This window comes from Rheinheimera tangshanensis (assembly GCF_014645135.1).
GTDB lineage: Bacteria > Pseudomonadota > Gammaproteobacteria > Enterobacterales > Alteromonadaceae > Pararheinheimera > Pararheinheimera tangshanensis.
In genome coordinates, this window is the sequence record NZ_BMLH01000010.1 from 23,974 (window position 1) to 42,681 (window position 18,708).

General features: G+C 47.4%; 20 protein-coding genes. 16 read left to right on the forward strand and 4 right to left on the reverse strand.

Annotated elements, in window-relative coordinates:
* The first annotated feature begins 176 nt into the window (after nucleotides 1-176).
* Nucleotides 177-3,263: an efflux RND transporter permease subunit gene (locus IEW88_RS15735; protein WP_147904989.1), complete on the forward strand. Its 3,087-nt coding sequence runs from the start codon at nucleotides 177-179 to the stop codon at nucleotides 3,261-3,263.
* Nucleotides 3,250-4,317: an efflux RND transporter periplasmic adaptor subunit gene (locus IEW88_RS15740; protein WP_147904990.1), complete on the forward strand. Its 1,068-nt coding sequence runs from the start codon at nucleotides 3,250-3,252 to the stop codon at nucleotides 4,315-4,317. The genes IEW88_RS15735 and IEW88_RS15740 overlap by 14 nt, the downstream gene beginning before the upstream one ends.
* Here IEW88_RS15740 and IEW88_RS15745 read toward each other — a convergent pair.
* The 3 genes from IEW88_RS15745 to ygfZ form a co-directional block, all read right to left on the reverse strand.
* On the reverse strand, nucleotides 4,314-4,784 hold the full coding sequence (locus tag IEW88_RS15745) for a CreA family protein (RefSeq protein ID WP_147904991.1): 471 nt from the start codon (nucleotides 4,782-4,784) through the stop codon (nucleotides 4,314-4,316). The genes IEW88_RS15740 and IEW88_RS15745 overlap by 4 nt on opposite strands.
* Nucleotides 4,785-4,848: 64 nt before the next feature.
* Entirely contained in the window at nucleotides 4,849-5,334 is a 486-nt protein-coding gene (locus IEW88_RS15750; RefSeq protein ID WP_053423392.1) for an FKBP-type peptidyl-prolyl cis-trans isomerase, read from the reverse strand.
* Nucleotides 5,335-5,345: 11 nt separating this feature from the next.
* Nucleotides 5,346-6,320: a tRNA-modifying protein YgfZ gene (gene ygfZ, locus IEW88_RS15755; RefSeq protein WP_147904992.1), complete on the reverse strand. Its 975-nt coding sequence runs from the start codon at nucleotides 6,318-6,320 to the stop codon at nucleotides 5,346-5,348.
* A 139-nt stretch (nucleotides 6,321-6,459) separates the two neighbouring features.
* Between ygfZ and IEW88_RS15760 the strand changes: the two genes are divergently transcribed.
* Nucleotides 6,460-6,711 carry an FAD assembly factor SdhE gene (locus IEW88_RS15760; RefSeq protein WP_053423390.1) on the forward strand — a complete coding sequence of 84 codons (252 nt, stop codon included), beginning with the start codon at nucleotides 6,460-6,462 and terminating at the stop codon, nucleotides 6,709-6,711.
* Nucleotides 6,689-7,135 carry a protein YgfX gene (locus IEW88_RS15765; protein WP_147904993.1) on the forward strand — a complete coding sequence of 149 codons (447 nt, stop codon included), beginning with the start codon at nucleotides 6,689-6,691 and terminating at the stop codon, nucleotides 7,133-7,135. The genes IEW88_RS15760 and IEW88_RS15765 overlap by 23 nt, the downstream gene beginning before the upstream one ends.
* On the opposite strand, the gene nadB is transcribed toward IEW88_RS15765, so the two are convergent.
* Nucleotides 7,118-8,722, reverse strand: a complete 1,605-nt coding sequence (gene nadB / locus IEW88_RS15770) for an L-aspartate oxidase (RefSeq protein WP_053423388.1) — start codon at nucleotides 8,720-8,722, stop codon at nucleotides 7,118-7,120. The two genes, IEW88_RS15765 and nadB, sit on opposite strands and share 18 nt — an antisense overlap.
* Before the next feature lie 212 nt (nucleotides 8,723-8,934).
* Between nadB and rpoE the strand changes: the two genes are divergently transcribed.
* The 12 genes from rpoE (at nucleotide 8,935) to IEW88_RS15830 (ending at nucleotide 18,708) form a co-directional block, all read left to right on the forward strand.
* Nucleotides 8,935-9,510 (forward strand): RNA polymerase sigma factor RpoE, encoded by a 576-nt coding sequence (gene rpoE, locus IEW88_RS15775; protein WP_053423387.1) that lies wholly within the window; start codon nucleotides 8,935-8,937, stop codon nucleotides 9,508-9,510.
* 23 nt (nucleotides 9,511-9,533) lie between these two features.
* On the forward strand, nucleotides 9,534-10,172 hold the full coding sequence (locus IEW88_RS15780; RefSeq protein WP_147904994.1) for a sigma-E factor negative regulatory protein: 639 nt from the start codon (nucleotides 9,534-9,536) through the stop codon (nucleotides 10,170-10,172).
* Between the two features lie 2 nt (nucleotides 10,173-10,174).
* Nucleotides 10,175-11,098: a MucB/RseB C-terminal domain-containing protein gene (locus IEW88_RS15785; RefSeq protein ID WP_147904995.1), complete on the forward strand. Its 924-nt coding sequence runs from the start codon at nucleotides 10,175-10,177 to the stop codon at nucleotides 11,096-11,098.
* Nucleotides 11,099-11,557 (forward strand): SoxR reducing system RseC family protein, encoded by a 459-nt coding sequence (locus IEW88_RS15790; protein ID WP_053423384.1) that lies wholly within the window; start codon nucleotides 11,099-11,101, stop codon nucleotides 11,555-11,557. It abuts the gene before it with no gap.
* Between the two features lie 160 nt (nucleotides 11,558-11,717).
* The gene (lepA, locus tag IEW88_RS15795) at nucleotides 11,718-13,517 is read left to right on the forward strand and encodes a translation elongation factor 4 (protein ID WP_147904996.1); all 1,800 of its coding nucleotides are present in this window, start codon (nucleotides 11,718-11,720) and stop codon (nucleotides 13,515-13,517) included.
* A gap of 14 nt (nucleotides 13,518-13,531) precedes the next feature.
* The gene (gene lepB, locus IEW88_RS15800) at nucleotides 13,532-14,455 is read left to right on the forward strand and encodes a signal peptidase I (protein WP_147904997.1); all 924 of its coding nucleotides are present in this window, start codon (nucleotides 13,532-13,534) and stop codon (nucleotides 14,453-14,455) included.
* Nucleotides 14,455-15,129: a ribonuclease III gene (gene rnc / locus IEW88_RS15805; protein WP_053423381.1), complete on the forward strand. Its 675-nt coding sequence runs from the start codon at nucleotides 14,455-14,457 to the stop codon at nucleotides 15,127-15,129. The genes lepB and rnc overlap by 1 nt, the downstream gene beginning before the upstream one ends.
* Nucleotides 15,119-16,015, forward strand: coding sequence for a GTPase Era (gene era / locus IEW88_RS15810; RefSeq protein ID WP_053423380.1), 897 nt, complete (start codon nucleotides 15,119-15,121; stop codon nucleotides 16,013-16,015). The genes rnc and era overlap by 11 nt, the downstream gene beginning before the upstream one ends.
* On the forward strand, nucleotides 16,016-16,696 hold the full coding sequence (recO, locus tag IEW88_RS15815) for a DNA repair protein RecO (RefSeq protein WP_147904998.1): 681 nt from the start codon (nucleotides 16,016-16,018) through the stop codon (nucleotides 16,694-16,696).
* Nucleotides 16,697-16,698: 2 nt separating this feature from the next.
* Nucleotides 16,699-17,430, forward strand: coding sequence for a pyridoxine 5'-phosphate synthase (gene pdxJ, locus IEW88_RS15820; protein ID WP_147904999.1), 732 nt, complete (start codon nucleotides 16,699-16,701; stop codon nucleotides 17,428-17,430).
* Nucleotides 17,430-17,807: a holo-ACP synthase gene (gene acpS / locus IEW88_RS15825; RefSeq protein ID WP_147905000.1), complete on the forward strand. Its 378-nt coding sequence runs from the start codon at nucleotides 17,430-17,432 to the stop codon at nucleotides 17,805-17,807. Before pdxJ ends, acpS begins: the two co-directional genes overlap by 1 nt.
* A 112-nt stretch (nucleotides 17,808-17,919) precedes the next feature.
* Nucleotides 17,920-18,708 (forward strand): SAM-dependent methyltransferase, encoded by a 789-nt coding sequence (locus IEW88_RS15830; RefSeq protein WP_053423376.1) that lies wholly within the window; start codon nucleotides 17,920-17,922, stop codon nucleotides 18,706-18,708.

Genomic DNA, 18,708 nt, shown 5'->3' on the forward strand with positions numbered 1-18,708 from the left:
GGCAATGTATTGTGCCGTAGTTTAAAAACTGTCTGCTTTACCAAAACTGAATTGACTGGAAAAACGCTATGCCAACCTGTATTCACCACCGCTGGTCACAGCTCAGTGGAGCCTGTCACAGCGCTGGGTACACTGGTAATCAGTTATCTTGTCCCTGAATAGAGTAGAACAGAGTGATGAACTTAACCCGAAGCAGTATAAAAAATCCGGCCGCTGTGGTGGTGGTCAGTCTGATTATGGTGTTATTTGGTCTGCTTGCCGTGGCTAAGTTACCAGTCCAGCTTTTACCTTCAATAGAACAACCGCAAATTTTTATTCAAAATGGCTGGCGGGCCGCTGCTCCTGAAGAAATGGAATCTACCATCATTGAGCCGCAGGAGGCTGCACTGCGCACTGTGCCTGGTGTCACCGAAAGCAGCAGCTTTATTGGTGCTGGTTTTGGTTTTATTACCCTGACTTTTGACGTAGGTCAGGATATGCAGCAAGCCATGCTGAATGTCATTAATGCGCTAAATCAGGCACCTCCGAGGCCACGAGAAGCCGCCGAACCTGTGGTTTCACTGAACAGTGGTGCTGGCCCTGTCGCCAGTTTGTTGATCCGCAAGCTGGATGAAAATGCGGACGCAGATTTTACCGCCTTACAACCGGTGATTGATGATGTGGTCTATCCAAGATTAAAAGCTATAGCAGGAGTGTCCCAAGTCGATTTAGCCAGCCGCCGTGCTAAAGAATTACATATAGTCTTTGACCCTTATCGTCTGGCCGCTCTGGGCTTGTCGGTCGATCAACTGAGTGCACGTATAGGTCGTGCCAGTAACGTTTCTGGTGGTTTTGCTGAAGTAGGTCGTCGCGAGTACACAGTACGCTTTGTTGGGCAGTATGATCCGACGCAGTACGAGCAAATAGTGGTGGCTTATCAGAATGACAGGCCTGTGTATTTGCATGAAGTGGCCGAAGTAAAAATTGATTATGCTGAACAGGCTGGTTTTACCAAACGTAACGGTTATCCGGCCTTTTATATTACTTTGCAGCGCGCTGCAGGTTCGAACACTGTCGAAATTTTGGATGCGCTGAATAAGGAAATAGCTGACTTAAATCAAAACGAGTTGCAAAACAAAGGCATTGAAATAGTGCTGAGTTTTGACGCTTCAGTCCATATCAAAAGAGCTATAGAGCTGGTCAACGGCAATCTGATGTTGGGTATCGCCTTAGCTCTGGGTATTTTGTATCTGTTTTTACGTGGCTGGCAGGCCACTCTGCTGATTGGTTTAACCATTCCGGTGTCTTTGATGATGTCGATTATGGTGCTGGATTTATTTGGCCGTTCATTGAATGTGGTGTCGTTGGCTGGGCTGGCTTTTGCGGTCGGTATGGTGTTAGACGCTGCCATTATAGTGCAAGAAAACATAGTGCGCTTATTGCAACAGGGGGTCGTGCTAGAGCAGGCGGTGAAAAAAGGCACTGCTCAGGTCAGTAGTGCGCTTTGGGCCTCCACAGCAACTACAATAGCTATTTTTGTTCCGGTGTTATTTATGCAGGGCGTCGAAGGGCAGCTGTTTTATGATTTAGCTCTTACCTTGGCTGTGGCTGTAACTGCCTCTTTATTGGTGGCTTTAACAGTCTTACCTGTTGCTTCTTTGTATTGGTTAAAACCTCAAGCCGGCCAGGACACAGTGCTGCTGTTCTGGCAAAAACTGGCAACCCGCATGAGCTATCTGACCCTGAGCCGGAAAAAGGCTTTGGTATGGGTTGGTTTGTTTGTGCCTGGTGCTGTGCTGTTTATTGGGTTGTTATTACCCAAGGCTGATTTTTTGCCTCAGGCCTCTATCGATACTGTGTTTTCAGGCTTCTCATTGCCTCCGGGCGCCAATATGCAGGTTCTGGAGCAGGAGATTGGTGATCTTTTGGTCAGCCGCTTACGGCCTTATTATCAGGAGAAAAAATACCCGGCGATCAAGGGCTATAACCTGTCGATCAACAGAGGTTTTAACGTACTTTTTGTCTATGCCGAAGACCCGGACAGTATAGAGGATATGATCAAATTATTGCGGGAAGAAATTCTGGTTGGTCTGCCAGATACCAATACTTTTAGTGTACAAGGCTCGTTATTTAACTTTGGTTTTGGCAGCGGTCGTGAGTTGAACTTAGATTTTCAGGGGCCGGATGTACCACAACTGATGCAGCAGGCCGCTGACGCTATGCCAAAAATTGAGCAATTACTGCCTGGAGCCACAGTACGACCTGTGCCTGATTTGGCCCTGGCTCAGCCAGAACTGCGCTTACTGCCGGATGAAAACCGCATAGCGCAAAGTGGCGTGGACCGTTTCACCGTTGCCAATATGGTGCGTGCTGTTACCGACGGTATTTATATCGGCGAGTACTTTGATGGCAATGAACGGATGGACATTATCCTTAAAGGCCAGGGCTGGCAAACTCCGGAGCAACTGACGGCAACACCTTTGTACACACCAGGCTCAGGTGGCCAGACTTTAGGCCAGCTAAGTGAGCTGAATTACACTACAGGTCCCACGTCATTGCAGAGGGTCAATGGTTTGCGGACTATCAGTTTACAAATCACCCCACCTGCCACTATGCCGCTGGATGAAGCCATGCAAATTTTACAGCGTGAGCTGATGACGCCGTTGCGTGACGACATGCCGGAACAAATTTCAGTGCAGTTTCGCGGCAATGCCGACCGTTTGTCGCATGCGATGACGGAGATGGGTAAAAACTTTGCGGTGGCTGTATTTATCCTATTCCTGTTGATGGCTGCATTATTTCGTTCTTCCAGGGACAGTGTACTGGTGGTTCTGACCATGCCTATGGCTATTTTGGGTGGTGTGGTGGCGCTGCGACTACTCAATCTGGTGACTTTTCAGTCGCTTGATCTGTTGACCATGATAGGTTTTGTGATTTTGCTGGGGCTGGTGGTCAATAATGCCATTTTGTTAGTTGACCAGTGCCGGCAAAGCCAGCGTCAGGGGCTGACTCTGGATCAAGCCTTATATCAGGCCATTCTGACCCGCTCCAGACCTATTTTTATGAGTACTTTAACCAGCATTTTTGGCATGTTACCTCTGGTACTGGTGCCAGGAGTAGGTTCTGAAATATACCGGGGTTTAGCCGCTGTGATCGTAGGGGGTATGACCTTTAGCATGCTGTTTAGTCTGATCCTGATTCCGGCCTTATTACGTTTGACTTCTGCAGTCCAGCAAAGCGACCGGGCTGCCATTCCTATGGAGATCTCTGATGCAACTTTATAAATGGGTCCTGACTACGGCTTTATTTTGTTCTCCTTACCTGGTCGCGCAGACTCCGCCGGAAAAAGTGGTGAGTGTGGCGCAGGTGCAGCAACAAGTGATGCTGCCTCATACTATGGTGACAGCTCAGGTGCAAAGCCGGTATCAGGCGGATGTGACAGCCGGGGTAGAAGGTCGTTTATTGTGGTTGGCTGAACCAGGTTCGCAAATTCAACAAAATGACGTGATAGCCCGCCTGGACACAACACCTTTGCAACTACGCGTTGATGAGATGAACGCCCGCATCAGCAGAGCTGATATTCAGTGGAAGAGATTGCAAAAAGATGCTGCCCGTTTGCTGGAGCTGAGTAAAAACAATAGTGTAGCTCTGACTCAACTGGATCAGATCAGTGCTGAGCGCGACAGCGCCGAAGCTGAACTGAAATTATTGCGTGCTCAACTGGCGCAGCTACAGGATCAAATTGACCGCAGCTCAGTCAAAGCTCCTTTTGCCGGTGTGGTGGCGCAGCGTTTTCATCAGTATGGTGAAGACATCAGCAGGACTGACGCGCTGGTGCGGCTGGTGAATTTAAGCGACTTGGAAGTAGTGGTATTCGCGCCGCTGAAATATGCCGCTTTTTTACAGCAAAATCAGCTACTTCAAGTGTTTCATAGCGGCGGCGAAAGTCATTTGCCAGTGCGCAATCTGATCCCTGTCTCTGATATGCGCTCGCAAACTTTTGAAGCCCGCATCAAAGTACCAGAGCAACTGCTGGCAAACTTTCAGGTCGGACAGTTAGTCTCTGTCGCTGTACCTACAGCTATAGCTCGTCAGCAGTTGTTAGTGCCGCGTGATGCTGTGGTCGTCAAAAGTGAGGGGCAGTTTGTGTTTGTGGTTGATAACGAGCAAAAGGCTCAACAAAAAGCCGTACAGTTAGGCCAGGGCATGGGCAAACTCATCGCTGTGGATGCAGAGTTGTCAGCGGGTGAGCAAATCGTGATCCGGGGCGGCGACACCTTAACTCAAGGCGATAAAGTTAAGGTACTGACCGATAAAGAGTTTCCGGTAAAAACTTAAGGTGTTTTAGCTGGCGTTTTGTCTTGCCAGGCAGCTGTGCCCCAAAGTGGCACGCTGGTCAGCGAATGTTTATAGCTGCCGGTGCTTTCTTTGGTGGAATACGACAAATACAACAAGGTTTGGCTGCTGCTATCCAGAATACGGCGAATTTTTAAGTGCTTAAACAAAATGCTTTTTGAGGTACTGAATATCACTTCGCCGTTTTTGGATTGATCTATGCCCTGCAACATGGCTGCGGTGATTTCTCCGGTCTGACGGCAGGCAATGGACATATCGGATGGGTCAGCAAAGTCCAGATCGGCTTCGACATGGCTGATATGACAAGTCACACCGGGGATTTTCGGATCGTTAAAGGTCTGAATTTTAATGTCTTTGGTGGTGAACATACCTAAGCTGACATCCGCTACTTCTTTGTCAGAACAAGCCGCAAGACCAAGAGCTGTTACTATCAAAAGCCATTTTTTCATTGTTCATCATCCTTTTTAGCCTTGATAACAAAACGGAGCTCTGTAGCTCCGTTTGTTTTTTTGCTTAGTGACCAGCGTGGCCGTCTAAACCATGTACATGGCCATGCGCCAGTTCTTCGTCCGTGGCGTCGCGGACTAAAACCACTTCGACATCAAAAGTAAGGTCAATGCCTGATAGTGGGTGATTACCGTCGACCACCACTTCGTCTTCTGTCACGTCTAATACAATGACAGACTGCTCACGGCCGTCCGGGCCTGCAGCGCGAAAACGCATGCCAACCTGTACATCCATGCCTTCGAATAAATTACGGGGTACCGCCTGAGTTAATTCATCATGACGATCACCGTAGGCTTCTGCCGCTGGTACTTCAGCTTTGAATTTATCGCCTACAGTTTTACCTAATAAAGCCTGTTCCAAACCATGAATTAAGGCACCAGTACCAAAAATAAATACCAGCGGTTCGCCGCCAGCTGAACTGTCTAATTCGTTGCCTGCTTTGTCAGCCACAGTGTAATGAATGGCGACTACTTTTTCTGCTTGTATGCTCATGCAAACCTCAGTTACGCGAGTGAATAGGGCAAAGGTGATATCGCTAAAACCGATGCATCCGGAGTTGCTAATCGCAGAGGATCAGCTGGGTTTATATCGTTTGGTAACACCGCCAACACCCAAAGTTGCCCCTGAATATTCACCGCATTAATGACCTGGCCAACCCGACGCCAGTTTTCCGACCATTGTACTTCAATATCTGTACCGCTGGCCGGAGTTTCCTCTGTTTGACTACTGAGGATATAAGCTGCTCTTTTATTTTTACCCAGATATTTCATTCGGGCCACAGTTTCCTGACCTATATAACAACCTTTGGTAAAACTAATGGCGTCGATACTTTGTAAATTCAGCATCTGTGGTACATATTCGCCAATTACAGCTTGTTCTAAATAGGAGAATCCTTGTTGAATATGCTGAGCTAACCACAAGGTTGGCGCCGCCAGATAAGCCGATTGTTCCGCCAATAATTGTCTGGCATGAGCAAAATCCAGTATTAACAGGTAATGTTCATCAGCCAAACGCAACAATTTACCGCCCGCTACAGAGCTTAACTGGCCGGCAGCGGCAGGCTGGGTGTAACCCAATTGCTCCAGTAAAGCTGCTGTACCTGTGCCACTGATACCTAAAATAGCTAACGTGTCATGGCCAGCCTCAAAGCTGACTTTAGAAAATACCCCAAATTTTTTCAGTTGAGTGGCTGAGGCCTGCAGTTCGTCCCTAAAACCTATGTACCATAAGGCATCGCCTTCAGCACATAAATGAAACTGGGCCCACATTTTGCCTTTGGCATCACAATGAGCGCCACGCAGGAAGTTGTCAGCTGCCAGCGTGTTTAAGTCCGCAGTCACCTGACCCTGCAGATATTTACGGTTATCTGGCCCTGCGATAATCAGACTTTCAAAGCCCGGCAACGGACTGATAAAGGCACTTTGCACTAAGGTAGTTAAGGATGCGAGTTGATCGGCACTGATCCAGGATGCTTGCATAAGGGTAAGTCTCTTAAAATACTATAGTGATCATTGGGGAATCTGGCCAAAAGCTCAACCCCTATATGGTTTTTTTGTTAGAATCCGGTCAATACCAAAGCTGTAAGCGCGGTTGCGTCTTCAAGAACGAGAGGTAAATATGAAAGAACTCATGGGTAAACCCCGCCTGCGCTGGGCCTGTCGTCGTGGCATGTTAGAGCTTGATGTGCTATTAGCCCCCTTTGTTGAAGAAGGATATGACGCGTTAACCGATGCACAAAAACATACTTTTGAAACCCTGTTAGCTTGCGATGATCCGGATTTATTTGCCTGGTTTATGGGCCATGGTAAATCTGCAGATCCAGAGTTGCAGGAGATGGTGACTATCATTGTTAACAGAGTACGGGTATAACCTAAGCTTTGTGCCATCCCGTATGCGCCGGATTGTCTATCTGGCGCAAAGTCTGTTTATTTTGCTCATTTTTCTGCTGCAACCTTTTTATGCTTTGTGGTGGCTGGTGTTATGGCCCTGGTTGTTCTTTTGTTTTTATCAACTGCTGCGGCAATGGCAACAACCCGTCAAAGCGCGACTGCTGTTTTTAAGCGAAAAGGGCGAGCTGAAATGGTGGCAGGATGAACTGCCGGCAGGGCAGTTGTTGCCTGAGTCTTTAGTGTCTCAGTTAGGAATTTGGTTGCGCTGGCAGGATATATATCAACGACCACAGCAGTTATGGGTATACAGAGATAATTTATCGGAAGAGCATTTTCGCAGTCTGGCCCGGGTTTGTCAGAGCGTTAAATGGCAGCAACAAGCCGGTTCAGCGAACCGGCGTTAAGATAGTAGGAGTGGGTTTGGCTAACTGCTCCGGATAATCCAGATTGTAATGTAGGCCCCGGCTTTCTTTGCGCTGCATGGCGCTGCGAATAATCAGTTCAGCCACCATAGTTAAATTACGCAGCTCCAACAGATTATTGCTCACTCGGAAGTTACGATAATAATCCTGAATTTCACGCTGTAATAATTCAACTCTGTGCAACGCCCGCTCTAAACGCTTTTCAGTACGGACTATACCGACATAATCCCACATAAAAAGCCGTAGTTCATGCCAGTTGTGAGTAATCACTACCTCTTCATCTGAGTCAGTGACGCGGCTTTCATCCCAGCAAGGCAGTTCAGTGACTAAGCGGGTAGACTCCAGTTGCTGTTTAATGTGTCGTGCTGCAGACTGAGCAAAGACGATACATTCCAGCAAGGAATTGCTGGCCATGCGGTTAGCGCCATGTAAGCCTGTGTAGGCTACTTCACCTACCGCATACAGGTTATCAATATCGGTTTGACCATTCAGATTCGTCATGACACCACCGCAGGTGTAATGCGCTGCCGGCACCACAGGAATAGGTTGTTTAGTGATGTCGATGCCGACACTTAAACATTTAGCGTAAATAGTCGGGAAGTGCTCAATGATAAAGTCTTTCGGTTTATGACTGATATCCAGATAGACACAGTGTGCACCGAGCTTTTTCATTTCATAGTCAATGGCGCGTGCCACAATATCGCGTGGCGCTAATTCAGCTCTTTCATCAAAATCAGGCATAAAACGACTGCCATCAGGCCGCTTTAAATAGGCACCTTCACCACGCATGGCTTCTGTGATCAGATAATTTTGCGCTTCAGGATGGTACAAACTGGTTGGATGGAACTGATTAAATTCCATATTGGCTACGCTACAACCTGCGCGCCATGCCATCGCTATGCCATCACCACTAGCCACATCAGGATTACTCGTATACAGATAGACTTTGCTGGCTCCGCCTGTCGCCAAAGCGACACATTTAGCGCCTATGACTTCGACACATTCTTCATCACGGTTCCAGACGTAAGCACCGTGGCATTTTTGCCCTGCTAATCCGAGCTTGCTTGAGGTAATTAAATCAATAGCGTTGTAGTTTTCCAGCAACTGAATATTCGGATGGCCTTTGACCTGTTCCACCAGGGTGATTTGCACAGCGCGGCCAGTGGCATCCGCAGCGTGTAAAATGCGTCTGTGGCTGTGTCCACCTTCACGGGTCAAATGATATTTCAGCACGCCGTCTTCGTCTTTGTACTGATCAAAAGGCACGCCCTGGGCTATTAACCATTCCATCGCATCTTTGGCATGCTCGGCGGTAAATTGCACTGCTGCTGCTTCGCACAAGCCTGCGCCTGCTATTAAAGTGTCGTCGACATGGGAGGCGATACTGTCGTTTTCATCGAAAACAGCAGCGATACCACCCTGAGCATACAAAGTAGAACCCTCACGTAAGGGACCTTTACTCAGCACTATCACTTTGGCGTTGTCAGCCAGATGCAAAGCCAGCGATAAACCTGCAGCACCGCTGCCAATAATTAATACGTCACAAAGATGTTTTTTTTGTTGTTGCATGGGATACACTTATTCAGTCAAAAACACATAAATGTCTGTAATTTGGGTCTTTATACGCTACTTTTCGGCAACTGGCCGTTTGATTTGCGGCAAATTGTAACTTTTTTTACTTATTTGCAGAACTATTCATATAGCTTCCAGTCATAAGGGTACGCTTGACGAGCGCCAGTTGCAAAAAGAAAGTAGTATTTAGCATTAGGGGAAAGGCTCGGATGAGCGAGCAAGAATTGGATTGGCAGATTGTCCAGCGGGTACAACAAGGGGATAAAGCAGCCTTTAATCTGTTGGTAAAAAAATACCAACATAGAATTGCGAACTTAATCTCACGTTATGTCTCTAACCATGGCGATGTGGCAGACGTAGCTCAGGAAGCCTTTATTAAAGCTTACCGTGCTATTCCTGGCTTTCGTGGCGAGAGTGCATTTTACACCTGGTTGTATCGGATAGCTGTGAACAGCGCTAAAAATTACCTGGTAGCGACAGGACGCAAACCACCATCTACAGATGTAGATGCGGACGATGCCGAGTTTTATGACGGCAGCGATGCGTTAAAAGAGCAGGATTCTCCGGAAAAGCTTTTGTTATCCGAAGAAATCCGGCACGTAGTGTTCGATACCATCGAAAAGTTGCCTGACGAATTGCGCACAGCTATAACTTTGCGTGAATTGGATGGTTTAAGTTACGAAGAGATTGCGGAAGTGATGGGTTGTCCTATAGGGACAGTCAGAAGCCGGATTTTCCGTGCACGTGAAGCTATTGATGCGCAGTTAAAGCCGCTCATTAGTTGAACCTCTACTAAACAGGAATCGGTATGTTGTCAGAAAAATCAGATTGGCTCTCGGCTGCTAGCGATAACGAAGCGATTAGTCCGGAACAATTAGACCGTTTACTGCAAGACGCTGAATTACAGCAAAGCTTCGCGCGTTATCATTTGATTGGTGCTGCTATTCGTAATGAATTGCCGGCTCAACTGGATATGCAGTTTGCAGATAACTTTGCCAGCCTGTTGGATCAGGAACCTGCTTATCAGTTAGAAAGCAGCCCTGCAGTACAGAGACAAGATACGCCAGTGTCATTCTGGAAAAAACTGGGTGAAGCGGCCAATACCGGTTGGTTCAAAACTGGTTTGCAGGGTACTGTTGCGGCCAGCGTTGCATTAATTGCAGTGTTAGGTGTACAACAGTTTCAGGGCACAGCTCAGGATGCAGATCTGAACTCACCTCTTCCTGTGTTACAAACGCAGCCAGTGGCAGGGTTTGCAACTCCTGTTAGCCTGAGCCAGACCTCAGTTGATTCCCGTTTTGAACAGGAACAGCGTCAGGCCATGTTAGAACAACAAAAACGTTTGCAGCAACTGCTGCAGGCACATCGTCAGCAAATCCGGGTGATGGACACTGCACAGCAGAAAGCTCCGCAAACCCCTGCTGAGAAACCAGTTCAAGAGCAATAAATATGAGTTGGAAAGGCTTAAGTAGTGCCTTGATCATCTTGTTTTACTCCAACCTGAGCTTCGCTGAAGTCTCGGGTTGGGAATGGTTTGAGCGTAGTCAAAGCTCAGTTCGCCAATTTAACTTCGAAGCTTCCTTTGTTGTGATTAAACCTAACCAGGTAGATAGCTATCGGTGGGTCCATGGCGTACAAAATGAGGCCGAAATAGAACAATTAATGCCGCTGGAACAAAGTGGTGTTGAAATACTGCGTCGCAATCAGATGGTGTATTACATTGCCCCTGAGAAAACGCCGTTAGCAACGAATAGCGGTACAATTAAAGAGTTACCAGCCTTGCTGTACCGTGATATTGAGTCTATTAAAGCGCTGTATGACGCAGTGCCAGGTGGCGCCACTCAGTTATCTGGTCGTTCAGCCCAACTGCTGCGTTTAACTCCGCTACAAAACGGCAGACCTGGTTATTGGTTGTGGCTGGACAGTGAAACGGGGTTTCCGTTAAAAATAGATACCCTGACTGTACAGAATGAAGTATTAGAGCGTTGGGTGGTGACCCATATTCTGCCGCACTCCGCTTTGCCTGAAACTTTAAGTATCGCGGCTAAAGCTGAGTTGCCTGCTATAGCTGAAACTATGCCTGTTGCCGCTTTGCCTGAAAGTCCTCTGGAATTGTCCTGGTTACCTGAAGGGTACCAACAAGTTGCAGTGACCGCTGCTATGGTGCCAAATCAAGTGCTGGAGCAATGGCTGTTGTCTGACGGTTTGCATCAGGTATCTGTGTTTGTGCAGCCCAGCGCAAGCTTGCCAGCTCAGGCTTTCCGGGATGGCGCTACGACCATCTTTGTGATGCCTAAAAATCAATTTGACGTCACAGTGATAGGTCCTGTATCTATTGAAAATGCCCGGCAAATTGCTGAGTCGGTGCGCTAAATGCTGGAAGAAATTGCTACAGTGATGAAAAGCCAGAGCGATGGTGTCTGGCTAAAAACTCAAAGTGTCAGCAGCTGTAACTCCTGTCAGGCCAACAATGACTGCGGTACTGGAGTTGTTGCTAAAGCCTTAACTCCACGTGAAAACCTGTTTTTTGTCAAAAGCCAGTTGCAGTTATTAGAAGGGCAAAAAGTTAAAATTGCCGTCAGCGAACAGCATCTGTTGTCTGCTGCCGCTTTGTTGTATTTGCTGCCATTATTTTGTCTTATTGCAGTGGCAGCTTTGCTTAGTCGGTTACAACTGGCCGAAACGGCCGTAGTGCTGGGCTCTTTAACCGCTTTGCTGGCTGGTTTTGTCGTTGCGCGTTTTTTCACTGGGCCAGCGACCGCGCAAGAGCAAATAGAAATCCTCGCCATATTGCCGGAGCTTGCTGTGCAACATGTCCGGATCACAGATTAAAGCTGCGCTGAAATTCGCTGTAACATCTGAACACATAGCAACCAATGCAGAGATCGAGTACAATTCGCGGCAAATTTATCTGAATCAACTTTGGTGTTCGTCCGGTTTGTGACCATAAGGGTCAGACAGGGGCCACCTGATAGCAGCTTTAGCGGAAAAAATGCCAAAAATTACTCATATTCGTAACTTTTCAGTCATAGCCCACATCGACCATGGCAAATCTACCTTGTCGGATCGTCTGATCCAACACTGTGGTGGCTTAAGCGATCGTGAAATGCAGGCGCAGGTTTTAGATTCAATGGATCTGGAACGTGAACGTGGCATCACTATTAAAGCGCAAAGCGTGACTTTGCATTACAAAGCTAAAGATGGCGAAACTTATCAGCTGAACTTTATCGATACACCAGGTCACGTCGACTTTACTTACGAAGTCAGCCGTTCTTTAGCGGCCTGTGAAGGTGCTTTATTAGTGGTTGATGCCGGTCAGGGCGTAGAAGCTCAGACAGTAGCCAACTGCTACACAGCGCTGGAAATGAACCTCGAAGTATTGCCAATTCTGAATAAAATCGACTTACCACAAGCCGATCCAGACCGCGTTGCTGAAGAAATTGAAGACATTATCGGCATTGAAGCTGTGGGTGCAGTGCAATGTTCTGCCAAAACAGGTTTAGGTATTGAAGATGTATTGGAAACTATAGTCGCTAATATTCCTTGCCCTGAGGGGGATGTAGATGCTCCTACTCAGGCCTTAATTATCGACTCCTGGTTCGACCCTTATCAGGGCGTCGTGTCACTGGTTCGTGTAAAACACGGCAAAATCCAGCTGAAAGACAAAATCAAAGTGATGTCGACCGGCATGGTGTATGAAGTCGACAAAGTAGGTGTATTTACGCCTAAAGCTAACAACACAGGTATTTTAAGTACAGGTGAAGTAGGTTTTGTCATCTGTGGTATCAAAGAAATCAAAGGTGCGCCTGTTGGTGATACTTTAACTTTAGCCAAAAATCCTGCCTCTGAGCCATTACCAGGTTTTAAGCGCATTAAACCTCAGGTGTATGCCGGCGTCTTCCCTGTGTCTTCCGACGACTACGAAGATTTCCGTGATGCTTTGGAAAAACTTAGTTTAAACGACTCTTCACTATTTTATGAACCAGAAAGCTCCAGCGCTTTAGGTTTTGGTTTCCGTATTGGTTTCCTGGGCATGCTGCACATGGAAATTATTCAGGAACGTTTAGAGCGTGAATACGATTTAGATTTAATCACCACAGCGCCTACCGTAGTGTACGAAGTGATCACCAAAAACGGTGAAACCGTGATGGTGGATAACCCAAGTGCATTGCCGCCTGTAGGTAACATAGACGAAATTCGTGAGCCAATTGTTGAAGCTCATATTCTGGTGCCACAGGAATACTTAGGTAACGTGATTAACCTTTGTATCGAAAAACGTGGTGTGCAGATGAATATGACTTACCACGGCCGTCAGGTTGCAGTGGTGTATGAACTGCCAATGGCTGAAGTGGTGATGGATTTCTTCGACCGCTTAAAGTCAACCAGCCGCGGTTATGCCTCGCTGGATTACGCCTTTAAACGTTTCCAGACTTCTGACATGTCACGGGTTGATATTCTGATCAACGGTGAGCGGGTCGATGCTTTGGCGATCATCAGTCATAAAGACTTTGCCCAAAGCCGTGGTCGTGAACTGGCTGAAAAACTCAAAGATCTGATCCCTCGTCAGATGTTTGATATTGCGATTCAGGCCGCCATTGGCGCACACGTCATTGCTCGTACTACGGTCAAGCAGTTGCGTAAAAACGTATTGGCCAAGTGTTATGGCGGCGATATCAGCCGGAAGAAAAAGCTGTTACAGAAACAGAAAGACGGTAAAAAGCGTATGAAGCAGGTAGGTAATGTGGAAGTTCCGCAGGAAGCCTTCCTTGCTATTCTTAAAGTCGGTAAATAATAACAAGGGTAGTTATGGCAGGTTATTTTGCAATTTTCCTCGTAGTATTGACCTTGGCCAGTGGTTTAATCTGGCTGATCGATGTACTGGTATTTGCGCCTAAGCGTAAAGTTAAAGTTGCGACCGCTCAGGCTGCTGCAGCCGGCGGCCTGCCGTTAAATGTGGTAGAAGAACTGGGAAAGCCTTCTTATCTGGCAGAAACAGCCAAAGAAATTTTCCCGCTCATTCTGGCTATTACTATTATCCGTTCGTTTTTGTATGAGCCATTCCAGATCCCATCAGGCTCGATGATGCCTACCTTGTTGGTCGGTGATTTTATTCTGGTGGAAAAGTTTTCGTACGATGTGAAAGATCCGGTCTGGCGTAAGCCGCTGATCACGACTGGCCGCCCAGAGCGTGGCGACGTGATCGTATTTAAATACCCGGAGCAGCCAACAGTCGATTTTATTAAACGTACTGTAGGTTTGCCGGGCGACCGTATCGTCTACAAGAACAAACAGTTGTTTATTCAGCCTGCTTGTACCGCAGCGGATAAAAGTACCTGCCCTGGTTTAGAAGCTGTGCCTTTAACTTTGCAAGCCGAAGGCGAGTTTATGGATGGCGAATTGCCAACCAAGCGTTATTCAGAGCAATTTGGCGAGCACAAACACGACATACTGCAGCATCCGTTTAAGTCGGAAAACCTGATGCAGTACTACAAGCAACCAGGTACAGCTATTGAAGAGTTTATTGTCCCGGAAGGCCATTATTTTGCTTTAGGTGACAACCGCGATAATAGCCGCGACAGCCGTTTCTGGGGTTTTGTACCTGAAGAAAATCTGGTCGGTAAAGCGGTCTTTATCTGGATGAGTTTTGAATTTAGTGACGATCCGGACAACTGGTTACCTTCCTGGGTACCGGTCGGAGTTCGTTTTGAACGTTTAGGCAAAATTAATTAATGCAAAAACCTGTCAGCGGCCTGATGAAAAAGCTGGGTTACCAGTTTCAGCAGGTCGCTTTACTCGAACAAGCCCTGACTCACCGCAGTTGCAAAGGTGAGCATAATGAGCGGCTGGAATTTTTAGGTGACGCCCTGCTCAGCATGGTGATTGCCGAAGCACTCTACAAACATTTCCCGAAAGCCCGCGAAGGCGATTTAACCCGCATGCGTTCTTCTTTGGTCAAAGGCATTACTCTGGCAGAAATAGCCAAAGAGCTGGAGCTGGCTGAATACCTGCGGCTAGGCCCTGGTGAGATGAAAAGTGGTGGCCTGCGCCGTGAATCTATTCAGGCTGACGCCGTAGAGGCTATTTTAGGTGCTATCTTTTTAGATTCTGGTATTGATGCTTGCAAAGAGCGGATTTTAAGCTGGTTTGGCAGCCGTCTAACTGGCATCCAACCCGGTGTGCAAAAAGACAGTAAAACCCAGCTGCAGGAATACTTGCAAGGTCGGCGTTTAGCTTTGCCTTTGTACGAAGTCATTGATACCCAGGGTGAAGACCATGATCAGGTGTTTACCGTGCGTTGTACTGTGCAGGGCAGAGCCCCTGTGATCGCGTCTGGCAATTCCAGACGTAAAGCTGAACAGGATTCAGCACGAATGTTGTTGGAACAGATAAAAAATGACCACTGAGACTTTTGCCGGACTGGTTGCCATAGTTGGCCGTCCAAATGTGGGTAAATCCACTTTATTAAACCAGCTGGTTGGTCAGAAGGTTAGTATTACGTCGCGTAAACCCCAGACTACCCGTCACCGTATCGTTGGCATAGACACTCAGGATAATTACCAGACAGTGTATGTTGATACTCCTGGCCTGCATATCGAAGAAAAACGTGCCATTAATCGCCTGATGAACAAAGCTGCAGCCAGCACCATACTGGATGTAGAGCTGATTATTTTTGTCGTCGAAGGAACACGTTGGACAGACGACGACCAGATGGTATTAAATCGTCTGATCGCAGCGAAAAAACCAGTGTTGCTGGTGGTGAATAAAGTCGATTTATACAAAGACAAAGAAGAGTTATTGCCGCATTTACAGTGGCTGAGCAGTCAGCTTGATTTTATGCAAATTGTGCCTTTATCTGCAGAAAAAGGCACTAATGTGCAGGAGCTGCGGGCCTTAGTGCAAAAGCAGTTACCCCCTTGTGAATTCTTTTTCCCGGAAGAGTATGTCACGGATCGCAGCAGCCGTTTTATGGCGTCTGAGATAGTCCGTGAAAAGCTGATGCGTTTCCTTGGTGACGAATTGCCTTATGCGGTGACAGTTGAAATTGAGCGCTTTAAATGGGAAGAAAAACATTACCACATCGCCGCTTTGGTTTTGGTTGAACGAGATACTCAAAAGCAGATGGTGATAGGTAAAAAAGGCGAACGCATTAAAACTATTGCCACTGAAGCCCGTAAAGATATGGAAACCTTGTTTGAACAGCCAGTATTTTTGCAGGTCTGGGTCAAAGTGAAATCTGGCTGGGCTGATGATGAGCGTGCTTTACGTAGCTTAGGTTACGGCGAAGACTAGATGGACAATCGCAGCTGGCCAGCTTTTATTCTGCACAGCCGCGCTTTTAAGGAACAGCAGTTGTTAGTGCAACTGCTGCTGCCTGAACTGGGTAGGGTCAGCGCCGTCATACGCAAATCTGCCAGTAAAAAACAACAACGTCTATCCTTGCAGCCTTTTCAGCTATTACAGCTGGAACTGGTGGGCCGTTCTGATTTAAAAACCGTAAGTAAAGCGGAAGAAGCAGGTCCAGCTTTTCTGCTACAAGGCGAAAAGCTGTTTGGCGCCATGTATTTAAACGAGCTGATTTGCCGGTTATGGCCACAAAGCGTCGGTTCAGATGCGTTATTTGAGTTGTATCTGCAGACGTTGCAGCAATTGCTCACTGATGATTTGGAACCCTGTTTACGTCAGTTTGAATTTTCCTTACTGACTGAGTTAGGCCAGCCGGTGGATTGGGATTACGATTCTGCAGGTGAGGCTTTACAGGACGGCGCTTTGTATCAGTGGTGGCCCGAGCAAGGCTGGCAAATTGCAGGCAAAGGCTGGAAAGGTGAAACTCTGAAAGCCATAGGGCAGCAGCACTGGCAGCAGGACGACGTATTAAAAACCGCCAAGCAGTTGAGCCGTTTATGGTTAGCGCCTTTGCTTGGCAGCAAACCTTTGAGCAGCAGAGCATTATTTCAATCGATCAGGAATTAGTTATGAGCCCCATTTATTTAGGTATCAATATCGATCACGTTGCCACTTTACGTCAGGCTCGTGGCACTTATTACCCTGAACCTGTGCATGCGGCTTTATTGGCGGAGCAGTTTGGTGCTGACGGTATTACGGTGCATTTACGTGAAGACCGTCGCCATATTCAGGACCGCGATTTATTTGTGTTGCGTCAAACCATCGCCACCCGTTTAAATTTCGAAATGGCTGTGACTGAGGAAATGTTAGGCATAGCCGCACAACTGAAACCTGAATTCTGCTGTTTAGTACCGGAAAAACGCCAGGAACTAACCACAGAAGGTGGTTTGGAAGTGGCAGGTCAGTTCGATAAAATTCAGGATGCTGTGCTTCGTCTGCAACAAGACAATATTTTAGTGTCCTTGTTTATCGACGCTGATGAAAAACAAATAGCTGCAGCTGCTAAAGCGGGTGCACCTTATATTGAAATTCATACAGGCCAGTACGCTGAAGCGACGGATCCGAAAAAGCAAAAAGCAGAACTGGAGCGGATCACTGAAGCTGCCGCTTATGCCGCTTCGTTGGGCTTAACAGTCAACGCCGGGCATGGTCTGCATTACCATAATGTGCAGCCTATAGCTGCAATTGAGCAAATGTACGAGCTGAATATTGGCCATGCTATTGTCGCCCGCGCCATTTTCTCTGGTTTAGGCCCTGCAGTAGCTGAAATGAAACGCCTGATGGTCGAGGCGCGCCGTTAATGGCCATTGTTGGTTTAGGTACCGACATTATTGAAATAGCGCGTATCGAGCACAGTCTGGCGCGCTCCCCCCGTTTAGTGCAACGGGTATTGACTGAATCTGAGCAGCAAATTCTGGCTGCTCATGGTCAGCCAGCCCGATATTTCGCCAAACGTTTTGCTGCGAAAGAAGCGGCAGCGAAAGCCTTGGGTACCGGCATAGGCCGGGGTATTTCCTTTCAACATTTTACCGTTAGCAACGACCCTTCAGGTCGGCCACAACTTGAACTGACAGGCCCGGCTAAAGAACTGGCTGATTCCATGCAAGTGCGTTCAGTCTGGCTGTCTATCAGTGATGAACAAGCCTACGCCTGTGCTACCGTGATTCTCGAATCCTAACTTTTAGCCTTCGTACTTGAAGCTGCCGCTTTGTTGACTGAGCTTCTGAGCCCTACCCATGTCACTGTATCTTGAGGTATAAAGAGTCTCTATTTGGTCGTTGGTGACGTTCATGCAAAAAGGTAGTTTGGTTTGTGTAGGCACAGGTATGACCTTGGGTTCTCATATCAGCCCTTTATCCCGTAGTTATATTGAACAGGCTGATGTGGTGTTTGTTCTGGTCGCAGATGGTACTACCGAACTCTGGATCCAGAGTATGAATGCCGATGTGCGTAGCCTGCAGCCTTATTACTGTGAGGGCCAATCCCGCATGATCACCTATCAGCAAATGGTGGCAGCTATACTGGCTGAAGTGCATGCAGGTAAAAAAGTCTGTGGTGCTTTTTACGGCCATCCCGGCGTGTTTGCCTGGGTGCCGCATCAGGCGATAAAAGAAGCTGTTGCGGCAGGTTACAGGGCTCATATGGAGCCCGGTATTTCAGCCGAAGATTGTTTGTATGCCGACTTGGGTCTGGACCCGGGCACTTACGGCTGCCAGCATTATGAAGCCAGTAATCTGATGTTTTATCAGCGCACTATAGATACAGCAGCCTACTTAATTTTATGGCAACCCGGTGTGGCTGGGGATAAGTCACTGGCGAAATTCAGCACAGGCAGTGCATATCGTGAGGTTTTGGTTGAACTCTTGAGTCAATGGTATCCACTGGATCATCAGGTCATCTTATACGAAGCCGTTACTTTACCTATTCAACAGCCCCGGATTGAACCTATTGCTTTATCTGATTTACCTAAAGCACAGATGGACTTAAAAACGACCTTGGTAATACCGCCTGCTACTGTTGCTAAAGCCAATAGGGTGATTCTGGATCAATTGAACATTCTGGCCGCCCAAGAAAATTAA

Bases quoted from the DNA above. Each gene is read 5' to 3' on its own strand.
- rnc (WP_053423381.1), top strand. From the start codon at position 14,455: ATGCAAAAACCTGTCAGCGGCCTGATGAAAAAGCTGGGTTACCAGTTT.
- lepA (WP_147904996.1), top strand. From the start codon at position 11,718: ATGCCAAAAATTACTCATATTCGTAACTTTTCAGTCATAGCCCACATC.
- lepB (WP_147904997.1), top strand. From the start codon at position 13,532: ATGGCAGGTTATTTTGCAATTTTCCTCGTAGTATTGACCTTGGCCAGT.
- IEW88_RS15740 (WP_147904990.1), top strand. From the start codon at position 3,250: ATGCAACTTTATAAATGGGTCCTGACTACGGCTTTATTTTGTTCTCCT.
- IEW88_RS15830 (WP_053423376.1), top strand. From the start codon at position 17,920: ATGCAAAAAGGTAGTTTGGTTTGTGTAGGCACAGGTATGACCTTGGGT.
- IEW88_RS15790 (WP_053423384.1), top strand. From the start codon at position 11,099: ATGCTGGAAGAAATTGCTACAGTGATGAAAAGCCAGAGCGATGGTGTC.
- pdxJ (WP_147904999.1), top strand. From the start codon at position 16,699: ATGAGCCCCATTTATTTAGGTATCAATATCGATCACGTTGCCACTTTA.
- recO (WP_147904998.1), top strand. From the start codon at position 16,016: ATGGACAATCGCAGCTGGCCAGCTTTTATTCTGCACAGCCGCGCTTTT.
- nadB (WP_053423388.1), bottom strand. From the start codon at position 8,722: ATGCAACAACAAAAAAAACATCTTTGTGACGTATTAATTATTGGCAGC.
- IEW88_RS15785 (WP_147904995.1), top strand. From the start codon at position 10,175: ATGAGTTGGAAAGGCTTAAGTAGTGCCTTGATCATCTTGTTTTACTCC.
- IEW88_RS15780 (WP_147904994.1), top strand. From the start codon at position 9,534: ATGTTGTCAGAAAAATCAGATTGGCTCTCGGCTGCTAGCGATAACGAA.
- acpS (WP_147905000.1), top strand. From the start codon at position 17,430: ATGGCCATTGTTGGTTTAGGTACCGACATTATTGAAATAGCGCGTATC.
- rpoE (WP_053423387.1), top strand. From the start codon at position 8,935: ATGAGCGAGCAAGAATTGGATTGGCAGATTGTCCAGCGGGTACAACAA.
- IEW88_RS15760 (WP_053423390.1), top strand. From the start codon at position 6,460: ATGAAAGAACTCATGGGTAAACCCCGCCTGCGCTGGGCCTGTCGTCGT.
- ygfZ (WP_147904992.1), bottom strand. From the start codon at position 6,320: ATGCAAGCATCCTGGATCAGTGCCGATCAACTCGCATCCTTAACTACC.
- era (WP_053423380.1), top strand. From the start codon at position 15,119: ATGACCACTGAGACTTTTGCCGGACTGGTTGCCATAGTTGGCCGTCCA.
- IEW88_RS15745 (WP_147904991.1), bottom strand. From the start codon at position 4,784: ATGAAAAAATGGCTTTTGATAGTAACAGCTCTTGGTCTTGCGGCTTGT.
- IEW88_RS15735 (WP_147904989.1), top strand. From the start codon at position 177: ATGAACTTAACCCGAAGCAGTATAAAAAATCCGGCCGCTGTGGTGGTG.
- IEW88_RS15750 (WP_053423392.1), bottom strand. From the start codon at position 5,334: ATGAGCATACAAGCAGAAAAAGTAGTCGCCATTCATTACACTGTGGCT.